The following is an 18,986-nucleotide window of genomic DNA, read 5'->3' as shown; positions in this document are numbered from 1 at the left end:
ATTTTTTTTCGTAAATTAGTGATAACAAATCGGTGAACAATGTACTGGACGGCAGATACTATTTCGATCCATTTATTCTTGTTCAACTTTTTTGAAAAAACACATCATCATATTAAAACGAATAAGCTCTTTCTCAAGAGCTTATTTTTATTTTCCTATAAAAACTTCTTTAGAAAATTTACCATCCGCATTGGGAATATCAATCACAATATTGCCATTTTCAAAATAACCGATCGTCATATTTTTATTTGCCAATTTAACAATAAAGACATCTTTCTTTGAGGTTGCGGTAAAAATCGCAAAAGGAACCGAATCTCCGATTTTGGCTAAAATAAATTGATTTCCGTCAATCTGAACTTTCTGTACATTTAATTGGCCATTTGAATAATTGCTTGCCGTTGAGCTTTGCGGAGATGTTTCAGTGCTTTCAGAAACCGGTTTCTGCGCTGATAAAATTTCAACCGGATTAGAAACTCCTACTTTAAGTAAAGCCTGTTTTAAAGCTTCATCCAAACCTTCTTCAAATTCTTTGATGTTTGAGCTTCCTTTAGATTCAAGAATCAGATTATTATTACAATCCTTAAACTGCAATATTAACTTGTTTTTAAACAAACTCTTATCGTTCAAAATATTGGCAGCAATTACATTACAGTAATTATCCTTGGCTTCAGAAGGCCAATTGTCTTTAATTACAGGTAATGTTACATACTTTTTTCCATTCAGGGCCTTAATCAGATTATTTTTTAAGCCATAATCGTGATTGAATGTTTCAAATTTGTCCGGAATTGATACATATTTATAATCCGAAACTTTCTGTGCAAAAAACAATGTTGAACAAGCTGTCAACATAAGCATCGATATCTTTTTCATATTTACTTTTTTAATCATTTCTAAAGGCACCCATATCCAGCTTTAATGAAAAGAAGTTAGAATAAAAATTAGATCCTCCGATTCCGGAATTGGTAATTGCATAATCCAGGGTAAGGCCTCTGTATCTGATTCCGATACCTGCACTTGGCTGGAAAGAAACTTTCCTTTTAAGATCTTCTATATCTGTAATGGATTGAAACCTGTTGATCCCTAATCTTACAAAAATCATTTTTTGATAACCCAATTCAGCACCTGCATACGGACTGATACTTGCAAAATCTGTTGAAACCAAGGATGCCGTTTTAGCAAAATCTATATTTAATCCTGCTTCCGGTAGTACATACACACTACTGTTGATTTCAAATAGTTTACTGGCTCCAACATTAAGTTTCGGCATAGTAAGTTCAAGTTTATCTTTTGGGGCCGGGTTAAACTCTTCTCCGTTTACTACTGCAGAAAGTTCCTTTTGATTAATGCTCCAAAAATTTACAGTGGTGGTAATGTCACGCACCATTCCTCCGAATTTCCAGCCGTTGTCTGCTTTATAAATAGCCCCGACATCAAAACCAAAACCATATCCATTGGCAAATTTACCTACATTTCTATACACAATTTTAGCATTTACCCCTACATCAAGCTTAGGATTTCCACCTGGTCTGAAAGCATAAGACAATATCGCAGCATAATCAGACTGTGAAAATTTTGTAATTTTATCATAATCTATATTTCCTTCGGAATCGATCATCTGAGTGGTATTCAGAATATTATCTACTCCAAGCCTTACTACTGAAACTCCAAAAACGCCTTCTTCCAATACTTTGGCATAGGCCAGATAATCGTATTTTGCAATAGATTCAAAATATTCAGCATGCATTGCAGCCCCTTGCCAATCCCTGTCAATCGACATCAGGCCGGCAGGGTTCCACATCGGAGCATACACGTCATCCTGATTGGAAATAACTGCCCCTCCCATTGCCAGCCCTCTTGCACCAGCTCCGATATTTAAAAATTCATTGGAATATTTCCTGACAATCTGGGATTGAGAGAATCCAAATAACAGTGAAAATGCAAGTAAAAAATATTTTTTCATCATATAAATTTGATGCTTAGTTAAAGTTTTTTTGTTTTCTGGCTTTAATCAATCCATTAGCAATGATTGCCAGTATCATAACGGCTGAGGCAATATAAAATACAGGGCTCATATGTTCTGATTCCCCAAAGATAAAAAAAGCTAGTATAATTCCGTAAACAGGTTCCAAATTAACTGTTAAAATTAAAGTAAAAGGTGATATATACTTCATTAGTTTTACCGATTCCAGCATGGGAAAAGCTGTAAAAACACTCGCTAACAAGCATATTAACGCCAAGTCTCTATAGTTTATTTCATTCATCGTAAAAATCTGACCTGAAAGCAAATAAAACAGCATTAAAATAAACCATCCGCAGAAAATTTCATAAAAAATAATATTACCCGAACTGGTCTTTCCAAACATTTTCCCGTTAAAAACAGAAAAAATAGTCCCGAAAACGGCACAAAGAATTCCGTAAAAAATTCCTTCCTTATAATGAAATTCCGTTTTAAAAATTAATAAAATACAAGCTACAATCACCACCCCCATAACTACTTCAGAAATATCAATCTTTCTTTTAAAAATAACAGGCTCTAATATGGAAGCAAATAGTGTGGATAATGACAGACAGCTTAACGCTATGGAAACATTGGATACTTTAATAGAGTAAAAAAAGCAATACCAGTGAAGCGCCATTGCCAGGCCTATGGCAGCCAGCTGGAAAAAGATTCTTTTGGAAACCTTTATACTTTCTTTTTTATAAATCCTAAGAAATACAAAAAGGAAAACAGCAGCAAACAACATTCTGTAAAATACAAGGATCTGTGCGTTGGCATGAATCAGTTTTCCTAAAATTGCAGTAAAACCCCATAAAAATACTATTAAGTGCAACCTGAAAAGCGCTAATTTATGCATATCCTATCCCCTTTGAATTTTTAACACGCAAATTTACAAATAGCAATACATATATTGACAAAAAGATAAGGGTAATATATAAAAATGTACAAAAAAAGTAATCTGGTAATGATTCCCCTGAAAAGCTGATACAAAAAACCCTGAAAATTTATTAAACTTTCAGGGCCTTCAAATAATAAACTATTAAAAAAATAAACTAGGAACTTAGAGTATTTTGCAGAGAGAATACCCTCTGTTACTCTGATGTAAAGTTAGAAAAAATCTCATTCATTTAAAAATATTTTTTTGTTAAAAATTTCACAATTTACTAATAACCAAACTATTAAACACTTGTTTTATTTCAATTTATATTCCTGATAAAAATAGTATCTTTAAGCGTAAAAAATTGAAAATTCTATGGACATCGAATTCAACAAACGGGAAGATCAAAACAGATTAAAATTATCAGAAATAAATCGCTTGCTCGCCGAAATCAAAAAAGGAGGTGGGGAAAAGAGGCTGCAAAAGCTTCGTGAAGAAGGAAAAATGACTGCAAGAGAAAGAATTGATTATCTCCTTGATAAAGATTCGGATTCCATAGAAATAGGAGCTTTTGCCGGATATGAAATGTATAGCGAACATGGAGGTTGCCCTAGCGGAGGCGTTGTAGTAGTGATCGGATATGTTTCAGGAAGACAGTGTATTGTTGTGGCTAATGATGCCTCAGTAAAAGCAGGAGCATGGTTTCCTATTACCGGAAAAAAGAACCTGAGAGCCCAGGAAATCGCTATGGAAAACAGATTACCTATTATCTATTTAGTGGATTCTGCAGGTGTTTATCTTCCAATGCAGGATGAAATATTTCCGGACAAAGAACATTTCGGAAGAATATTCAGAAATAACGCCAAGATGAGCTCTATGGGAATCATCCAGATTTCTGCCGTTATGGGAAGCTGTGTAGCCGGAGGAGCTTATCTTCCTATTATGAGTGACGAAGCCATGATCGTTGATAAAACAGGCTCTATTTTTCTTGCAGGAAGCTATCTTGTAAAAGCCGCCATCGGAGAAAGCATAGATAATGAAACACTGGGAGGGGCAACTACTCACTGCTCTATTTCCGGGGTTACGGATTACAAAGCTAAAGATGATAAAGACGCCCTTGATAGGATCAAAAATATTATGAAATCTATCGGAAGCACTGAAAAAGCAGGCTTTGACAGAGTAGAAAGTTTCCCACCAAAAGAAAGTCCTGAAGACATTTTTGGTATTATGCCGGTCTCCAGAACAGAACAATACGATACTTACGATATTATTAAATGCATTGTGGATAACTCAGAATATGAAGAATATAAACCGGATTACGGTAAAAGTATTATTTGTGCTACAGCAAGAGTAGATGGCTGGTCAGTAGGTATCGTGGCCAATCAGAGAAAGCTCGTAAAAAGCGGCAAAGGAGAAATGCAGTTTGGCGGGGTAATTTATTCAGATTCCGCCGATAAAGCTACAAGATTCATTGCCAATTGTAACCAGAGAAAGATTCCTTTAGTCTTCCTACAGGACGTTACAGGGTTCATGGTAGGCTCAAAATCAGAACACGGGGGAATTATTAAAGATGGCGCCAAAATGGTTAACGCAGTTTCCAATTCCGTTGTTCCTAAATTTACCATCATTACCGGAAATTCTTATGGAGCCGGAAATTATGCCATGTGCGGAAAAGCTTATGATCCAAGACTTATCGTGGCATGGCCATGGGCAGATCTGGCGGTGATGGGAGGTGCACAGGCTGCAAAAGTACTTGCCCAGATCCAGGAATCTACTTTAAAGAAGCAAGGTAAAGAAATTTCCGAAGAAGAGCACAATGAAATCTTAGATACGATTTCAAAAAGATACCAGAAACAAACAGAAGCTACCTATGCTGCTGCAAGATTATGGACAGATGCCATTATCAACCCTGTTGATACCAGAAAATGGATTTCTATGGGGATTGAAGCGGCTAATCACGCTCCAATAACAGAGAAATTTAATCTGGGAGTGATACAGGTATAAATCAATCTGATATTGATGATAAAAACGTCTCAATGCTTCTTATTGAGGCGTTTTTTTACATAAACATCATATCATAGCAATAAAGTATATACTTAACTCTTTTATCTGATTTGCTATATGCTATTTTCAGGAGCTTTTTCCCGCTATCCACTCATACTCCTCGCGCCCAAACACTCCTCTACTGGAAACCCTCACACATGCTAACTTATGCTGCGGGGTAACCGTTTCTATCGGGGCTAGGGATATGGTTATCTATAGAAGACTTTCTCATATGAGATTTGAGAGTCAGAATAGAAATAACCCATTACTGGTTGGGTCAGCCTATATAAGTGCTCATACTTATTTACGCTGCGATCTCATTTCAACTAGATTATAACTGATAATTATACATTATTCTGTTATGGTGATGGAAAAAGCATTGCTATTTTATCTCACCACGGATTACACGGATTGACACAGAGGAATGTGGAGATTTGGTTCGGGGAAAGATCAAGGAATATGGGGATATGCTTTAATGTTTAGAAGGTGATATAATAAGCACAGCTATTCAATAGCCGCGGGCTTTAGCCCGTGCTCAATAAAAACCATAAAATTCCACAGGCTTTAGCCAAAACCTATACGCTATCCTGGATCTGTTATCTGTTATCTGTTATCTGTTATCTATCATTTCACTCTTCACCCTGTATAAGTGCAGGGATAGTTCCAGGTACATAGGCGTGGGATAGATATAATATAGATGGGATGGGTCTATAACAAAAAAAGTCTCACACATTACTGTATGAGACTTTTAAAATAAAATAAAAACTGGCGGCGGCCTACTCTCCCGCGTTAGCAGTACCATCGGCGCTGGTGGGCTTAACTTCTGTGTTCGGAATGGGAACAGGTGAGCCCCACCGCTAAAACCACCCTAAAGAAGGTATATAGCATCTGGCTATTTGCTGCTGGCTTTTGGCTTTTTTGCCAATCGCTAACTGCTTACTGCCATTTGCGGTTTTAAGCGATAAAAACTCTCACAAAGACAAAACCTTTACTGCGCATAAAGTACTTGTCATTTATTATATGTTTAATATGATAATTTTATAGCAACCATAGGCTATAAATCTACGGGTAATTAGTACTACTCGGCTATGACATTACTGCCTTTACACCTATAGCCTATCAACGTTGTCATCTACAACGACCCTTAAAAGATGTCTCATCTTGAGGCGAGTTTCGCACTTATATGCTTTCAGTGCTTATCTCTTCCAAACGTAGCTACTCAGCGGTGCACCTGGCGGTACAACTGATACACCAGAGGTTTGTTCAATTCGGTCCTCTCGTACTAGAATCAAGCCCTCTCAAACATCTAACGCCCGCAATAGATAGAGACCGAACTGTCTCACGACGTTCTGAACCCAGCTCGCGTGCCACTTTAATGGGCGAACAGCCCAACCCTTGGGACCTTCTCCAGCCCCAGGATGTGACGAGCCGACATCGAGGTGCCGAACCTCCCCGTCGATGTGAGCTCTTGGGGGAGACTAGCCTGTTATCCCCGGAGTACCTTTTATCCTATGAGCGATGGCCCTTCCATACGGAACCACCGGATCACTATGTCCTGCTTTCGCACCTGATCGACTTGTTGGTCTCACAGTCAAGCACCCTTATGCCATTACACTCTACGCACGGTTACCAAGCGTGCTGAGGGTACCTTTGAAAGCCTCCGTTACTCTTTTGGAGGCGACCACCCCAGTCAAACTACCCACCACGCAATGTCCTTCCATAGGAAGTTAGGCTCCAAGTAAGTAAAGGGTGGTATTTCAACGACGGCTCCACAAACACTAGCGTGCCTGCTTCAAAGCCTCCCACCTATCCTACACATTACTTACTCAAAGTCAATACGAAGTTATAGTAAAGGTTCACAGGGTCTTTTCGTCCCATTGCGGGTAATCGGCATCTTCACCGATACTACAATTTCACCGAGCTCGTGGCTGAGACAGTGCCCAGATCGTTACACCATTCGTGCAGGTCGGAACTTACCCGACAAGGAATTTCGCTACCTTAGGACCGTTATAGTTACGGCCGCCGTTTACTGGGGCTTCAGTTAATGCCTTCGCTTACGCTAAGCACCTTCCTTAACCTTCCAGCACCGGGCAGGTGTCAGACCCTATACAGCATCTTTCGATTTAGCAGAGTCCTGTGTTTTTGATAAACAGTCGCCTGGGCCTCTTCACTGCGGCCTCCCCGGAGGGAGGCGTCTCTTCTTCCGAAGTTACGAGACTATTTTGCCTAGTTCCTTAGCCACGACTCACTCGAGCACCTTAGGATTCTCTCCTCGACCACCTGTGTCGGTTTTGGTACGGGTTGCTTCACTTCGGCTTTTCTTGGATCAGATTACTCTACAGCAGCTTCGCCCGAAGGCTAGGCCTTGACTATTCCGTCAGTCTCCAGCAGATACATCCAACCGTCCCCTTTTATCGTGAGCAAGTCAGGGAATATTAACCCTGTGTCCATCCACTACCCCTTTCGGGTTCGCGTTAGGTCCCGACTAACCCTCAGCTGATTAGCATGGCTGAGGAAGCCTTGGTCTTTCGGTGAGGGGGTTTCTCGCCCCCTTTATCGTTACTTATGCCTACATTTTCTTTTCTATCCGCTCCACAATACCTCACAGTACTGCTTCGGCGCAAATAGAATGCTCTCCTACCAGATATATTATAAAATATAAATCCATAGCTTCGGTAATATGTTTATGCCCGATTATTATCCATGCCGGACCGCTCGACTAGTGAGCTGTTACGCACTCTTTAAATGAATGGCTGCTTCCAAGCCAACATCCTAGCTGTCAATGCAGTCCAACCGCGTTGCTTCAACTTAACATATATTTGGGGACCTTAGCTGTTGGTCTGGGTTCTTTCCCTCTCGGACATGGACCTTAGCACCCATGCCCTCACTGCCGCAAAACATTTATTAGCATTCGGAGTTTGTCAGGAATTGGTAGGCGGTGAAACCCCCGCATCCAATCAGTAGCTCTACCTCTAATAAACTTTGTTGCGACGCTGCACCTAAATGCATTTCGGAGAGTACGAGCTATCTCCCAGTTTGATTGGCCTTTCACCCCTACCCACAGGTCATCCGAAGACTTTTCAACGTCAACCGGTTCGGTCCTCCACTCTGTGTTACCAGAGCTTCAACCTGCCCATGGGTAGATCACAAGGTTTCGCGTCTAATCCTACTAACTATCCGCCCTATTCAGACTCGCTTTCGCTCCGGCTCCGTAACTTAATTACTTAACCTCGCTAGTAAAATTAACTCGTAGGCTCATTATGCAAAAGGCACGCCGTCACAGCTTTACGCTGCTCCGACCGCTTGTAGGCGTACGGTTTCAGGTTCTATTTCACCCTTCTATTCGAAGTGCTTTTCACCTTTCCTTCACAGTACTTGTTCACTATCGGTCTTTCAGGAGTATTTAGCCTTGGAGGATGGTCCCCCCATATTCAGACAGGATTTCACGTGTCCCGCCCTACTCATTTATCATCCAAATATACCTTTCGAATACCGGGCTATCACCGTCTATGGCTGTTCTTTCCAGAACATTCTTCTAAATATATAAAGACTTTTGGGCTAATCCGCTTTCGCTCGCCACTACTTACGGAATCTCTTCGATTTCTTTTCCTCCGGGTACTTAGATGTTTCAGTTCTCCGGGTTTGCCCCTCTTACGAGGTAATACATCTTCAATGTATTGGGTTGCCCCATTCGGATATCTACGGATCAATTCGTGTGTGCCAATCCCCGTAGCTTTTCGCAGCTTACCACGTCCTTCGTCGCCTCTGAAAGCCTAGGCATCCGCCATACGCCCTTAACGATTTCTTTCCTATTTTTGGTTACTCAAGCGCTTTATGCGCTCGGTTTTCTCTTTGTGATGTCTTTACCGTTAATGTCAATGATCTTAATTGCTATTTCAAGTTTAATTCGCAAATATTGTTTTTGGCTCTATCTGCTTGTTTAAAATTAAACCATCCACTATGTGGAGAATAAGGGAGTCGAACCCTTGACCTCCTGCGTGCAAGGCAGGCGCTCTAGCCAGCTGAGCTAATTCCCCCTCTAGGTGCTTCTAGCGATTTGCTTCTTGCTTTTGGCTTTCTTGCCATCTGCTATAAGCTATTTGCCAGCCGCCTTAATTAGTAGTCTCGGGCAGGCTCGAACTGCCGACCTCTACATTATCAGTGTAGCGCTCTAACCAGCTGAGCTACGAGACTGTCTGTTAGACTAACAGATTTCAGATATTAGATATCAGACTGCGCTTCCTTCTTTTATCTTGCCTCTTTGTCTCAATCCCTTTACTAATTTCTAGTGGGTTGTGTATTTATAATATAACCAACCAAACAAAAAACTAAAGCTTTACTTTAAGTAAGTACTGTGTCTCTAGGACACTAATTTTGTTTAACGTTCTTCAACGCTCTAAAATGAGATGTTCCAGCCGCACCTTCCGGTACGGCTACCTTGTTACGACTTAGCCCTAGTTACCTGTTTTACCCTAGGCAGCTCCTTTTACGGTCACCGACTTCAGGTACCCCAGACTTCCATGGCTTGACGGGCGGTGTGTACAAGGCCCGGGAACGTATTCACCGCGCCATGGCTGATGCGCGATTACTAGCGATTCCAGCTTCATAGAGTCGAGTTGCAGACTCCAATCCGAACTGAGACCGGCTTTCGAGATTTGCATCACATCGCTGTGTAGCTGCCCTCTGTACCGGCCATTGTATTACGTGTGTGGCCCAAGGCGTAAGGGCCGTGATGATTTGACGTCATCCCCACCTTCCTCTCTACTTGCGTAGGCAGTCTCACTAGAGTCCCCAACTTAATGATGGCAACTAGTGACAGGGGTTGCGCTCGTTGCAGGACTTAACCTAACACCTCACGGCACGAGCTGACGACAACCATGCAGCACCTTGAAAAATGTCCGAAGAAAAGCCTATTTCTAAGCCTGTCATTTCCCATTTAAGCCTTGGTAAGGTTCCTCGCGTATCATCGAATTAAACCACATAATCCACCGCTTGTGCGGGCCCCCGTCAATTCCTTTGAGTTTCAAACTTGCGTTCGTACTCCCCAGGTGGCTAACTTATCACTTTCGCTTAGTCTCTGAAACTTACATCCCAAAAACGAGTTAGCATCGTTTACGGCGTGGACTACCAGGGTATCTAATCCTGTTCGCTCCCCACGCTTTCGTCCATCAGCGTCAGTTGTTGCTTAGTAACCTGCCTTCGCAATTGGTGTTCTAAGTAATATCTATGCATTTCACCGCTACACTACTTATTCCAGCTACTTCAACAACACTCAAGACTTGCAGTATCAATGGCAGTTTCACAGTTAAGCTGTGAGATTTCACCACTGACTTACAAATCAGCCTACGGACCCTTTAAACCCAATAAATCCGGATAACGCTTGCACCCTCCGTATTACCGCGGCTGCTGGCACGGAGTTAGCCGGTGCTTATTCGTATAGTACCTTCAGCTTTCCACACGTGGAAAGGTTTATCCCTATACAAAAGAAGTTTACAACCCATAGGGCCGTCGTCCTTCACGCGGGATGGCTGGATCAGGCTTTCACCCATTGTCCAATATTCCTCACTGCTGCCTCCCGTAGGAGTCTGGTCCGTGTCTCAGTACCAGTGTGGGGGATCACCCTCTCAGGCCCCCTAAAGATCGTCGACTTGGTGAGCCGTTACCTCACCAACTATCTAATCTTGCGCGTGCCCATCTCTATCCACCGGAGTTTTCAATAAAAAACGATGCCGTCTCTTATATTATGAGGTATTAATCTTCCTTTCGAAAGGCTATCCCCCAGATAAAGGCAGGTTGCACACGTGTTCCGCACCCGTACGCCGCTCTCAATTGCCCGAAAGCAATCTACCGCTCGGCTTGCATGTGTTAGGCCTCCCGCTAGCGTTCATCCTGAGCCAGGATCAAACTCTCCATTGTATGTTTGTCTGACTCACTCAAAGTTTTTAACGCTTTAGTTTTTCCTTACTTGGTTGTTATATTGTATGTCAATGATCTTTATATCTTCCGCTTTTTAACGAAGCAATCTTTCTGTCTATATCCGCTCCGTATTTGCGAGTGCAAAAGTAAAACTTTATTTTGTAATGACCAAATGTTCCTGAAGAAAATTTTAAAGTTTTTTTAAGTAACCTTAATCCTTCTCAAAACCTCAATCACCCCTACTCCTGCGCTCCGATTTATTCGGACTGCAAAGATACAAACTTTATTTTAACTCACAATCTTTTTTGTTAAAAAAAATTTAAAGTTTTTTTGTCTTTATCTTATGAAGTATTATAATGTTCTTGCTTACCTAAAAGCTCTTCTGCGCTTGACTGATACTCTCTCGTTTTCAGTGGGGCAAAGATAACAACTTTATACAACGCAAAACAAGTCTAGTTAACATAAAATTCATTTTCCATTCCTATTTTAAGCTAAAAGGCTGGCAATTAGCGATAAAAATTATAAACAAATGTTTAAAGGGGGCAATTGGAAAATTAAAAGTTGGAGTAATTTTTTTATCAATGACGGCTGGATGGTAAATTAATCATTGTTTTTAAGCTTTGAGAATATTATAAATATACCTATTCAATAGGCCCGGGCTTTAGCCCGGGCTCAATAAAAACCATAAAATTCCACCGGCTTTAGCCAAAACATATTGATATCGTAATGAAAAAAGACATTGCTATTTTATTTCACCACAGATTACACGGATTGACACAGAGGAATGTGGAGAGTTGGTTCGGGGAGGAAAGCTAAACGAGCTATATGTTAGCGGCTAAGGTCCACTCAATTGTTCAGTAGGCTAGAATTTTATAAAAAGAAATATAAATTGTCTTATAAACATTATAACAATGGTGCGTAAAATAGAAAGAAAATGTGATGAACAGAAACAGCATTTGAATCATTTTTCTTCCTCAAGAATAACAATCATGAATTATTATAGAGAACTTATAACAAAAAAAGCCAATGTAATGTCTTTGTTAATCTCTAATGTTAGATCAAAAATTTCAGAATGCAGCTCAAAGGGGTAAAAAGATAAGTCGTTTTTTCTATTTAGGGTGGCTAAACTTTTGCCTAGCTCCCAGATTTTTCGCTTGCCCCCTTTTGTTCCTGACATGCAAACAACAACAACAACAACTTAATAATAAAGAAAAAACCGCAATCATTTAAATTAATGAATTGCGGTTTACCTGTAGCGAAGACGGGAATTGAACCCGTGACCTCAGGGTTATGAATCCTGCGCTCTAACCAACTGAGCTACCTCGCCTTTTTCGTGGTGCAAATATAGGAAAAAATTTGCTACCACCAAATTTATTTTACTTTAAAATATTCTAAAACATCGCCAACATGCTCTGGTTTATTGATTATCTTGTTGTTAGCATCTAAAATAAAATATGTCGGAGTTGCATGAACATTGTAGGTATCTACATAACTACTGTTCCATCCTCTCAATTCTGAGTCATTGATCCAAGGGAATGCAGCAATTTTTTTAGTATATGAATTTTTGTCTACATCCAAAGACAAAGCAATAATCTGAATATTTTTTCCTTTTAATTCATTGTATTTATCCAGAAGCTTTGGAAGCTCACTCTCACAATGAGAACAGGTAGATGACCAGAAAACAATAACTTTCCTGTCCGCTTTCACATCATAGAGCGATTTTGCTGTGGTATTGACAGGTGACTGAAATTTATAATTAGGAAATGCAGCACCCATTTCAACATTAGCATTGGATTTTAATGTAGAAGCAAGCCTGTCCGTGATAGTACACTTAAGATTTTTAGCAAGTGAGAGGTATTTATTTTTAAACTCATCCATCTGATAAGCATCAAAGATATCAATAAGCTCCGATAAAACAGTCTGTCCTCTTGGTGTCTCAACTTTTAAACGGTCTAACAGTTTATCCACTGAACCTGTTACATTCGTATTTCCTCCCGAATTAAGATAGGCTACCAACAAAGGTCTTAGCAATGAAGAACTTTCAAGCATATCATTAGACTTGTCTATAAAGTTGATAATTTCATCCTGATTTACCTTTTTAGAAGGATCTGCCGTATTGGACAGGAACTTGCTGTAATTGGTATTGTAATAGGATATGAATGGATGACTTGCTGCATCAATAACTGCAGACTTTCCTGAAAGCCTGTCGATCTCCGTTTTTAATGCTTTACCGAAATCGGTATTGTCTTTATAGTATTCTTTGATTTGTGTCAGAGCAGGCAATATAAGTTCTTTTTTTTGAGAACCCTCCTGTTGCTTACTCATCAATTCATTCGCTTCATCAAGGTATACAACATCTTTTATTTTATTATTTTGGATATCCAGCTTTATATTGATATCCTTATTTTCAGAGATGAAATTTATAGTATTATTGGTGCCAGGAAAATATACTTTCATCATACCCATATAGTGGCTTGGATATTTAAAAGTCCATACATTATTTTTCCCTTTTTCCTGGGTAACAATAATATCTCTTGAGCCGTTTAATGTATATAGAATAGCATCCTGATCTTTAAAATCTGCAGGAGTCTGGATTGTAACCTTGAATTGTGCCTGCATTATAAATGCGGCTAAAACCGCAGATAACGTATAAATCTTTTTCATATAGTAAAAATAAAAAAACTCTCTGATTAATCAGAGAGTTTACTGTTATTTTAATAAAATTTTATACTTTTTGGTTTTTATACTTTCTGGTAAACATTACAATAAATGTAATTGCAATAGCGGAAAGCACATATACATACATATCTATTGGTGAAGACGGGGCTCCTGTACCATTACCTCCATTACCTCCTCCACCAGGAATAGGCGGGGCAGCGTGTACTAACAGCACTGCAAAAAGAAAAAGAACGGATACTAGTTTATTAATAGTTTTCATATAGTTTATTTTAAGATTTTAGTGTTAACAGTTTCTCCTTTATCGGAAACAATTTTTACAACGTATGAATTTTTAACAGAGTTATTAAGCTCGATTACAAAATCCCTAGATGCATCAACTGCTTTCTTAGAAATAACCAGTTTACCGCTCATATCATAAACTTCAATGTCTGCTTTCTTCCAGTTCGGATCGAATCTAACAATATAATTTGTAATTGATGGATCGTATACGACTAGTGTTCTTGAAGGCGCTACCTTTTTCTCTTTGTTTGCCAAAGTAATTTCGCTAGGTGCTCCATAGTATAAATCTGCTTCTGTAGTATTGGCAGGAACAATATCTCCTTGTTTTGCCTGTACTAAAGTTCCGTTTTCCGCTTTATAATAGAAACCGATACCTGAAGATAATTGGTGAGCACCTGCAGGAATCAATTCTGCATTTTCTCTAACTTCAAATTTGTAAGATTTAACTTTATCCAGATAATAATTTACCAGTTTAACGTTCTTACCCTGGAAGTTACTTTCGTTAGCTTCGTTGATATATAACCAATAGTTTGTATTGTTATTATCATATCCACCATTGATGTCTTCTTCAAAAGTACCAAATAGGTTTTTACCTGCAGAAGCCTGAATGGTAGTAGCTATAGATACCTGATGTCCTGTAGCCGATGTTGGAGAAACTACATAGTAAGTTCTGCCAATTTCGTTTCCATTGGCATCAAGACCTATAATTCCAAGCTGTTTAAGGCTACCTCTTGATGTATTTTGAGCCGATCTGGCTGCTGTTACACTGTAATCAGTTCCTGCTGCTCTTGCTGTTTGCTTGAATCTTCTCAGTGTATTAAAATTCAAAGTCTGGCTGGTATTATCTCTCAGCTTCATCTTAAACGACTGCATTGGTTTAATCACCACCAAATCAACATCTCCGGCAGGAGCGACTCCATTACCAGTAGGCTGATATGTTACAATTTTAGATCCTGTAGCATAAGTGGAACCATTTGGAAGTGTGTGAATGGTACCCGGGTCGTATTCTACTCCCCAGATATTAGTTACTGCATTTCCGTCAGATACTCCACCTTCATCATATCCGATTTTGGATAAATCGATGTTGGTAAGAAATGGATTTCCGAATTGATAGAAATTTTTACCAAATGTTCCGGCCCATGGACTTGCTGTAAATTCGAATGAATCGTCTAGGTAAGTATTATACTTTTCGTTGTAAGCATTGTTGTTGTTACCATTTGTACCGAAATCCACATTTCCTCCGTTTTGCAGTGTTGTTGCACTGGCAAATTGGGCGTAAGGTGCTCCGTTTACCGCAAAAACAGTTCCTGATGCTGGTGCACTAGGATTCCAGTCGTCATTGGATACCTTCAACATATAGTATCCGGAACCATCACTGGTAGTAGTTGCTAAACTGGTAAAATGATCGGAAACAGCATTGGTATTATTCCACTTTAGAATAGGATTACTGTATCTTCCTGTATCGAAGTTTTTACCAAGCTCTGTAGATAGTGAACTTAAAGCTTTACCAAAGAATGGCAAGGCTATCTGTTGGAAATAATTTCCGCTACCCTGACTTGTTGTTCTAAACTCCTTAGTTACAATACCAGTAATATTGGATTGGGAAAGTCCATCAATGTACAACTGGCCATAAGTAGAGGTTGCAAAACTTGCCGGAGTGTTTAATCTCAGAATAATATTACCGCCGTCAAGTTTTGGTTGACCGTTGTCGGCAATTGTTCTGAAAGCGTCTCCGGTTGCTCCTACAACCATTACGTTTCCGTGTACATCCACAAGACCAGTTCCTTTGGTTTGTACACCTCCACCACTATATACTAGGGTGCCTTCGCTCACATACATTCTAGCATCAGTGTCAACATGACATAGTATCTGCGCCTGAACAGAATAACTAATTGCTAAAAGACCTATAGCAAATAAACTTTTTCTCATTGTATAAATTATTTGTGTGTTAATACAATCTTCACCCGCAAAGGTATTATTTTTTTCTAATAAAAAAAAATATTTTACTTATTAATCAAAATATTATCTTCTGATAATATAATCTCTTTTTCTTCTCCTATTGAAAACATATAGTCTTCCAGTACTTTTTCTGTAGTTCCTCTTAGACCTCTGGCACCCAATCCTTTTTCTATGGTTTCCTCTACAATCTTTTCAATGGCTCCGTCAGTGATAACCAAATTTGTGCCATCCATTTTGAAAAGTTCCACAAATTGGTTGACAATTGAATTTTTAGGTTCCTTCATAATCCTTACCAGTGTCTCTTTTGTGAGTTTATCCAGGTAAGTGATGATTGGAAATCTTCCTAAAAGTTCGGGAATAAGTCCGAAAGAACGAAGGTCAATGGCATTAATATTTGTTAATATATATTCATCTTCATCTGTTTTATTGATTTTTTCAGAACTGAATCCAATGGCTTGTTTATTCATTCTTCTTTCAATAATTTCCTTAATCCCGTCAAAAGCTCCTCCTGCAATAAACAGTATATTCTGGGTATTCACCTGAATATATTTCTGGTCAGGATGTTTTCTTCCTCCTTGTGGGGGAACATTCACTATACTTCCTTCCAACAGCTTTAACAGCCCCTGCTGTACTCCTTCCCCTGAGACATCTCTTGTAATACTCGGGTTATCTGATTTTCTTGCAATTTTATCAATCTCATCAATAAAGACGATTCCTTTCTCTGCTTTCTCTACGTCATAGTCTGCCACCATCAATAGTCTTGAAAGGATGCTTTCAACATCTTCTCCTACATACCCTGCTTCAGTTAAAATAGTAGCATCCACAATACAGAACGGGACGTTCAGTTCTCTGGCAATGGTTTTAGCCAATAACGTTTTCCCTGTCCCGGTTTCTCCGATCATGATAATGTTTGATTTCTCAAGTTCCACTTCCCTGTTTTCGTCCTGGGCATGCAGTAATCTTTTATAATGATTGTATACTGCAATCGAAAGCTGTTTTTTAGCCTGATCTTGTCCAATGACATATTGATCAAGAAATTCTTTGATCTCTTTAGGCTTTTTAAGCTCTTCCATACTATCAGCAGGGGCATATCCTGTTTTAGCAACACTGTCTTTCACAATGGTGTGTGCCTGCTCTATACAATTTTCACAAATAAAACCGTTCTGCCCAGAAATCAGCATCTGTACTTCGTTTCTTTTTCTACCGCAGAAAGAACATTGGTTTGAATTCATAATATATATATAATGTATACGTTAAAGAAAATCGTAAAAAATTGCTTTTTTACGATTTTATATTTTTAAGAATTAATAATTGAGTTTTGAATCTCTGTATATTCTTCGTTCGTTAATTTTAATCTTTCATTTCTAAAATTCATGTCTTCCATCTTGTTTAAAGGAATCAGATGGATGTGTGCATGAGGAACTTCAAGCCCTACTACCGCCACTCCTACTCTTACACATGGAATTGCAGTTTTGATCTTCTTGGCTACCTTTTGGGCAAATCCCCAAAGGTTTTTGTATTCTTCACTTTCAAGATCAAAAATCAAATCCACTTCTTTTTTAGGTACTACCAGGGTATGTCCTTTCACCAGGGGCATTGCGTCTAAGAATGCAATATAGTTTTCATCTTCCGCAATTTTATATGAGGGAATTTCGCCATTGATGATTTTCGTGAATATAGTGCTCATTATATTAGAAGTTAAAGTTAGATATTGAAGTTAGAAATAAAATCGGAATCAGATTAAAGGCTGATGTCTAATACTTCGAAAGACAGTTTGTTTCCGTTCGGTAAAGTAATTTCTGCGGTTTCCCCCACTGCCTTTCCTAACAGACCTTTTGCAATCGGAGTATTTACAGAAATCTTCCCTGATTTAAGGTCGCTTTCGTTATCCGGCACCAATGTAAATACCTGCTCTTGTTTAGTCGCATTATTTTTAAGTTTCACTGTCGTTAAGATGGAAACTTTTGAAGTATCTAATTGGCTTTCGTCTATAATTTTAGAAGTTGAGATGACGTCTTTCAGCTTGGAAATTCTCATTTCAAGCATTCCCTGAGCCTCTTTAGCCGCATCATATTCTGCATTTTCAGACAAATCTCCTTTGTCTCTTGCTTCTGCGATCTGCTGAGTAATTTTTGGTCTCTCTACAGTTTCCAACTGTTCCAGCTCAGCTTTCATTTTCTCTAGTCCCTCCTTGGTTACATAGCTTGCCATAATTTTCAAAATTTAGTTTTAGTATAAAAAAATAATCCGACATTTGCCGGACAATGTTTTCGTGTTATAATCGTTTAATTTTTACAAATATATAAAAATTTAAATTGAAATGAAAAAAACTTTTTCGATATTATCTATTTTCATTTTATTGATTTTCAGTAATTTATCCGTTAACTCGTGTGGAAGCAGGGAAGACACGGTGAGCTGTTTCCCCAATAATCCCATCAATGTTACGCTGAATTTGAACCTACCGGCTTACAATGCTTTAAACTATGATAACGGCTGGCTTTACATCAATGAACAGCAGTCTGGCACAAGAGGCCTTATTGTGGTACGTGCCGGGGATTCTTTTAAAGTATATGACCGGAATGCACCTCATCTGTGCCCGGATAACAATACAACTCTTGAAGTGAAGGATAATATCGCCATCCTATGTCCTAAGGATAATACAAAATGGATTTTAAGAACCGGGCAGCCGGAATCCGGAGCAAAAACTTCACTTCCTCCTAAAACCTATCCTTATCATTATGATATTACAACTAAAGTTTTAAATATTTATTACTAATGAAGATTGTTATACAAAGGGTTTCCCAAGCCAATGTAAAAGTAGACGGAAAAATCGTTGGAGAGATTGGAAAAGGATTAATGCTGCTTACAGGTATTGATGAAAATGATGATAAAGCAGATGCAGACTGGCTGGTTCAAAAAGTTTTAAATTTGAGAATCTTTGGCGATGAAGAGGATAAACTCAATCTTTCCGTCAGAGATATTTCAGGGGAAATTCTCTGCATCAGCCAGTTCACCCTGATTGCTGATTACAAGAAGGGAAACCGTCCTTCTTTCATTAAGGCCGCAAAACCTGATAAGGCTGTTCCGTTATTTGATTATTTTAAAGAGGAACTGGCAAAGTCTGGATTAAAAACAGAAAGCGGAATCTTTGGAGCAGACATGAAGGTATCTCTGACTAATGACGGACCTGTCACCATTGTTATGGACTCCATTACAAAAATATAGTTTCAGGAA

At 39.1% G+C, this 18,986-nt stretch carries 12 protein-coding genes, 3 tRNA genes and 3 rRNA genes; 3 read left to right on the top strand and 15 right to left on the bottom strand.

Annotation, left to right across the window (positions count from 1 at the left end):
• Positions 1–147: 147 nt before the first annotated feature.
• The 3 genes from OK18_RS11115 to OK18_RS11105 are packed head-to-tail and all read right to left on the bottom strand — an operon-like array spanning position 148 to position 2,855.
• A complete protein-coding gene (locus OK18_RS11115) occupies positions 148–870 on the bottom strand; it encodes a hypothetical protein (RefSeq protein ID WP_228377593.1) in 723 nt (240 codons plus the stop codon).
• Between the two features lie 10 nt (positions 871–880).
• A complete protein-coding gene (locus OK18_RS11110) occupies positions 881–1,963 on the bottom strand; it encodes a putative type IX sorting system protein PorV2 (protein ID WP_050019438.1) in 1,083 nt (360 codons plus the stop codon).
• A gap of 13 nt (positions 1,964–1,976) precedes the next feature.
• Positions 1,977–2,855: a DMT family transporter gene (locus OK18_RS11105; protein ID WP_050019437.1), complete on the bottom strand. Its 879-nt coding sequence runs from the start codon at positions 2,853–2,855 to the stop codon at positions 1,977–1,979.
• Positions 2,856–3,251: 396 nt separating this feature from the next.
• On the opposite strand from OK18_RS11105, the gene OK18_RS11100 reads away from it, so the two are divergent.
• The gene (locus tag OK18_RS11100; protein WP_053328027.1) at positions 3,252–4,880 is read left to right on the top strand and encodes an acyl-CoA carboxylase subunit beta; all 1,629 of its coding nucleotides are present in this window, start codon (positions 3,252–3,254) and stop codon (positions 4,878–4,880) included.
• An 802-nt stretch (positions 4,881–5,682) separates the two neighbouring features.
• Here the strand turns inward: OK18_RS11100 and rrf are convergent.
• The 12 genes from rrf to greA all read right to left on the bottom strand — a co-directional run bounded on the left by rrf (position 5,683) and on the right by greA (position 17,963).
• A 5S ribosomal RNA gene (rrf, locus tag OK18_RS11095) occupies positions 5,683–5,790 on the bottom strand.
• Between the two features lie 181 nt (positions 5,791–5,971).
• Positions 5,972–8,727 (bottom strand): 23S ribosomal RNA (locus OK18_RS11090).
• Positions 8,728–8,882: 155 nt separating this feature from the next.
• A tRNA-Ala gene (locus tag OK18_RS11085) sits at positions 8,883–8,956 on the bottom strand.
• Positions 8,957–9,039: 83 nt separating this feature from the next.
• Positions 9,040–9,113: transfer RNA gene (locus OK18_RS11080), tRNA-Ile, on the bottom strand.
• A 205-nt stretch (positions 9,114–9,318) separates the two neighbouring features.
• Positions 9,319–10,835, bottom strand: a 16S ribosomal RNA gene (locus tag OK18_RS11075).
• The 16S, 23S and 5S rRNA genes sit together here with 2 tRNA genes alongside, the layout of an rRNA operon.
• Positions 10,836–12,088: 1,253 nt before the next feature.
• Positions 12,089–12,162, bottom strand: a tRNA-Met gene (locus OK18_RS11065).
• Between the two features lie 44 nt (positions 12,163–12,206).
• Positions 12,207–13,499 carry a TlpA family protein disulfide reductase gene (locus OK18_RS11060; protein WP_053328026.1) on the bottom strand — a complete coding sequence of 431 codons (1,293 nt, stop codon included), beginning with the start codon at positions 13,497–13,499 and terminating at the stop codon, positions 12,207–12,209.
• A 61-nt stretch (positions 13,500–13,560) separates the two neighbouring features.
• Positions 13,561–13,773, bottom strand: coding sequence for a hypothetical protein (locus tag OK18_RS11055; protein ID WP_053328025.1), 213 nt, complete (start codon positions 13,771–13,773; stop codon positions 13,561–13,563).
• Positions 13,774–13,778: 5 nt separating this feature from the next.
• Positions 13,779–15,722 (bottom strand): T9SS type A sorting domain-containing protein, encoded by a 1,944-nt coding sequence (locus OK18_RS11050; protein WP_053328024.1) that lies wholly within the window; start codon positions 15,720–15,722, stop codon positions 13,779–13,781.
• A gap of 74 nt (positions 15,723–15,796) precedes the next feature.
• Positions 15,797–16,984, bottom strand: a complete 1,188-nt coding sequence (clpX, locus tag OK18_RS11045) for an ATP-dependent Clp protease ATP-binding subunit ClpX (protein ID WP_050022706.1) — start codon at positions 16,982–16,984, stop codon at positions 15,797–15,799.
• A gap of 65 nt (positions 16,985–17,049) precedes the next feature.
• Entirely contained in the window at positions 17,050–17,439 is a 390-nt protein-coding gene (locus OK18_RS11040) for an HIT family protein (RefSeq protein WP_050022705.1), read from the bottom strand.
• Between the two features lie 53 nt (positions 17,440–17,492).
• Complete coding sequence (greA, locus tag OK18_RS11035; RefSeq protein WP_050022704.1) at positions 17,493–17,963, bottom strand: transcription elongation factor GreA; 471 nt, start codon at positions 17,961–17,963, stop codon at positions 17,493–17,495.
• A gap of 109 nt (positions 17,964–18,072) precedes the next feature.
• Between greA and OK18_RS11030 the strand changes: the two genes are divergently transcribed.
• Positions 18,073–18,528 (top strand): hypothetical protein, encoded by a 456-nt coding sequence (locus tag OK18_RS11030; protein WP_053328023.1) that lies wholly within the window; start codon positions 18,073–18,075, stop codon positions 18,526–18,528.
• A complete protein-coding gene (gene dtd, locus OK18_RS11025) occupies positions 18,528–18,977 on the top strand; it encodes a D-aminoacyl-tRNA deacylase (RefSeq protein WP_053328022.1) in 450 nt (149 codons plus the stop codon). Before OK18_RS11030 ends, dtd begins: the two co-directional genes overlap by 1 nt.
• Positions 18,978–18,986 lie beyond the last annotated feature (9 nt).

It is taken from the genome of Chryseobacterium gallinarum, from assembly GCF_001021975.1.
GTDB classification, from domain to species: Bacteria; Bacteroidota; Bacteroidia; order Flavobacteriales; family Weeksellaceae; genus Chryseobacterium; species Chryseobacterium gallinarum.
The sequence above is the reverse complement of the archived record's forward strand: the minus strand, read 5'-3'. Positions and strand labels throughout refer to the sequence as shown.